At 75.9% G+C, this 3,370-nt stretch carries 1 protein-coding gene and 2 pseudogenes; 1 reads left to right on the top strand and 2 read right to left on the bottom strand.

Going from position 1 to position 3,370, the window contains the following annotated elements; genetic code table 11:
• Positions 1-89: 89 nt before the first annotated feature.
• Both AB0M52_RS32425 and AB0M52_RS32420 read right to left on the bottom strand, forming a co-directional pair.
• Positions 90-2,069 (bottom strand): annotated as a pseudogene (locus AB0M52_RS32425) (adenylate/guanylate cyclase domain-containing protein); the annotation flags it as partial.
• Positions 2,070-2,276: 207 nt separating this feature from the next.
• Positions 2,277-2,495 (bottom strand): zinc ribbon domain-containing protein, encoded by a 219-nt coding sequence (locus AB0M52_RS32420; protein WP_363961570.1) that lies wholly within the window; start codon positions 2,493-2,495, stop codon positions 2,277-2,279.
• A gap of 56 nt (positions 2,496-2,551) precedes the next feature.
• On the opposite strand from AB0M52_RS32420, the pseudogene AB0M52_RS32415 reads away from it, so the two are divergent.
• A pseudogene (locus AB0M52_RS32415) lies at positions 2,552-3,370 on the top strand (murein transglycosylase); the annotation flags it as partial.

Here is a 3,370-nt window from a genome sequence, read left to right as displayed (position 1 = left end):
CGGGAACTGGCCGCCGCACTGCGCACCGGCCGCGCGATGCGCCGGCCCCGACGCCGGCCAGAACAACGCCAGCCCCGCTTCACCGCGCCGATGGTTTCACCGGTCTCGGCGATCCGGCCGTACAGCCGGAACAACCAGAGCCGCCCCTCCCGCGCCAGCCCGCGCTCCCGCCACCACTGGTCCAGGCCGCCGGCCAGCCGCAGGCCCGTCCGGGCACTGCCACCCGTGGCGCACCAGCGCAGGGCGGCGCGCAGTTCGCCGGCGAGCGGATCCAGCGCGTACAGCGAGAGGGTCACCGGCTGCCCGTCGGGGCCGAGGTGTGCCCGCTCCAGGGCGTGCGCCGACCAGGCCACGTGCCGGTTCCGGGCGGCCTGCTCCTCGCCGGCCTCGACCAGCCGGCGGGCCGCGTACGCCCGGATCGGGTCGAGCATCCGGTACGTGCAGCCCGAGGCGTGCGGCTCCGCCAGCACCAGGGACTTGTCCACCAGCACGGAGAGCGGGTCGAGCGGATCGTCGACCAGCAGCCACTGCACGGTCGGCAGGTCGACCGGGCCGGCGAAGACCGCCAGCCAGCGCAGCAGCCGCGCGGCCCGGGGCCCGAGAGTCCGGTACGACCAGGTCACCGTCGCCTGCATGGTCAGGTGCCGTTCGACCGCCGAGCGGGCCACCGCACGCGTCGCAGGGGCCGGCGGGCTGGCCCCGGTCGCCGCCGCGACCAGGTCGACAGTGTCCTGCTGGTTACCGGCGTAACCCCCGTCGGCCGGTGGTGGCTCCGGGTCCTCCCGGCCGGCGTCGAGGGTGCTGAGCACGTCGTCGAGGCGCTCGGCGAGCTGCCCGACCGAGAGCACCCGCAGCCGCGCGGCGGCCAGCTCGATGGCCAGCGGCAGGCCGTCCAGCCGTCGTACCACCCGACGCAGGTCCGCCGACTCGGCCGGGTCGGGCTGGCGGCCGCCTCTGGCCGCCGCGGTGCGGTCCAGCAGCAACGCGACCGCGTCACTCTCGGTGCCGTCGGGTGGCGGGTCGACCGACAGCGGCGGGATCCGCCACACCACCTCGCCGGGCAACGCCAGCGGCTCCCGGGTGGTCGCCAGCACCCGGACCCCACCGCCACCGGCGAGCAGCCGGGAAACCGCGTCCGCGCAGGCCGCCGGCTGGGCGTCGCAGGTGTCGAGCACGATCAGCATCCGACGAGCGGCGGCGTACTCCACCAGGGTGTCGACCATCGGACGGCCCGGCTCCGGACGCAGCCCGAGCACCGCGGCGATCGCGAAGGCCACCAGCCCCGGGTCGGTGACCGCGGCGATGTCGACGTACCAGACTCCGTCCGGATACTCCTCGACCAGGTCGGTGGCGAGTTCCACGGCCAGCCGGGTCTTGCCGCCCCCGCCCGCACCGAGCACGGTGACCAGCCGGTGCCGGGCCACCAGCTGTCTCAGCTCGGCCCGCTCGGCCTGCCGGCCGACGAACGAGGTGACCTGGATCGGCAGGTTGTGCGCCACCGCGTCGGCGGTACGCGGGCGCGGGAACTGCCGCTCCAGCCCGGCGGCGACGAGTTGGAAGAGCCGTTCCCGGTCGTCGAAGCCCCGCAACCGGTGCAGCCCGAGGTCGAGCAGGGACGCGCCGGCCGGCAACGGGTCCGCGTGCCGCGCCGTAGCGGCGGAGCAGAGCACCTGCCCGCCGTGTGCGGCGGCGGCGACCCGGGCGGCCCGGTGCACCTCGGTGCTGGCGTACTCGCCGTCCCGTGGCTCGGCCCAGCCGGTGTGCAGGCCCATCCGCACCCGGGGCGCCGCCTCCGGGGTTGGCCACTCGTGGTCGCCGAGCGCGCGCTGGGCGGTCAGGCAGGCGGTCAGCGCGGCGCTGGCGTCACCGAAGGCCAGGAAGAAGGAGTCACCCTCGGTCAGCAGCTCCGCCCCCTCGGTGGCCGCGATCGTCCGGCGCAGCAACCGGCGGTGCTCCGCCAGCACCGGTCGGTAGCCGGGGCCGAGCAGTTGAGCCAGTCGGGTGGAGCCCTCGATGTCGGTGAAGACGAACGTCACCCAGCCGGTCGGGAGGTGGATCCGTGGCGACATGCGTGGAACCTCCCCCCTGGCATCGACCTCATACTTCCCGAAACCAGATCATCACGCATCGTGAGAACGGCCGGCCGAGGCTCCGACCCAAGGTGCCATCGCACCCGGCGTACGGGCAAGGCCGACATCAGCCGTCCCACCACCTGCGATAGTGCTGCGGTTTCGCCGGACGGCGTCCGGTCGACCGGGGACCACATCGGGTCGGCCTCAGCAGCCGCAGCCACCACCGCAACAGCCACCACCGGAGGGCGCGGGCGCGGTGCCGGCAACGCCGCCACCCCGACCGGTGACCGCGACCGTGGACAGCAGTTTCACGGTGTCGGCGTGCCCCTGCGGACAGGACGCCGGCTCGCCGGCGCGGGCCATCGGACGGTTGACCTCGAAAGTGTCGCCGCAGGCGCGGCAACGGAACTCGTACCGGGGCATGGCATCAGGGTACGACCGGACCTGACGCCTGCCGAGGCATGGGTGATACTCAACGGGTGGCAGACGGCGAAGAGAGCACGACCCTTCGGCCCCTCCGGCCGGCCACGCCGCGCCCCGGCGCCGCCCCGGACGGGCCAGCAACCGGGCTACCCCGGCCCCGCCGGCCCTGGCTGAGATCCGCCCGACCGGCGGACGGGTCGAGCGGTACGGCACCGGCCGACGAACCGGCCGCCAACACCACCGGCGACTCCCCCACCCGGACCGACGGCGAACCCCCCACCCGGACCGACGGCGAACCCCCCACCCGGACCGACGGCGAACCCCCCGCCAAAACCGACGGCGAACCGGCCGCGAAAACCAACAGCGAACCGGCCACCAAGGCCGACAGCAAACCAGCCGCGAAAACCGACGGCGAACCGGCCACCAAGATCGACGGCGAACCGGCCGCGAAGAGCGGCCCGGACACGCCGCCCACCCAGTCCACACCGGACGCCGGCCCGCCGGGAGTCCGGCGTCGCCGGACACGCTTCGCGCACGCCGTACGCCTGCCGGGTCCGCGCACCGCGGCTCGGGCGACCCGCGACTGGTCCCGGCGGCCCAGCGGGCGGCTGACCCTGCCCGGGGCGTTCCTGCTCGTCCTGGTCGCGGTGACGGCCACGGCCGGCGCGCTGCTGGTGCCGGCGACCGTCGGCGACCGTCGGCCGGCCGCCGCCGACGCCACCGCCGGTGGGCCCGAGGCCCCCGGCGACCCGCCACCGTCCGGCGAGGCGCCGCCGCCCGGCGCCGTCCCGCCGACCCCGACGCTGCCCCCGGGCGCGACACCGCCGACCGCGCCGGGTGGCGGTCTGCCGGTCGGCGGACGCCCGTCCGACGCC

Origin of the sequence: Micromonospora sp. NPDC051296 (assembly GCF_040682255.1) — a bacterium.
Taxonomy (GTDB): Bacteria; Actinomycetota; Actinomycetes; order Mycobacteriales; family Micromonosporaceae; genus Micromonospora; species Micromonospora craterilacus.
The sequence above is the reverse complement of the archived record's forward strand: the minus strand, read 5'-3'. Positions and strand labels throughout refer to the sequence as shown.

What these genes read in the sequence shown, in the direction of transcription:
- AB0M52_RS32420 (WP_363961570.1), bottom strand. Translation starts at nt 2,495, where the DNA reads ATGCCCCGGTACGAGTTCCGTTGCCGCGCCTGCGGCGACACTTTCGAG.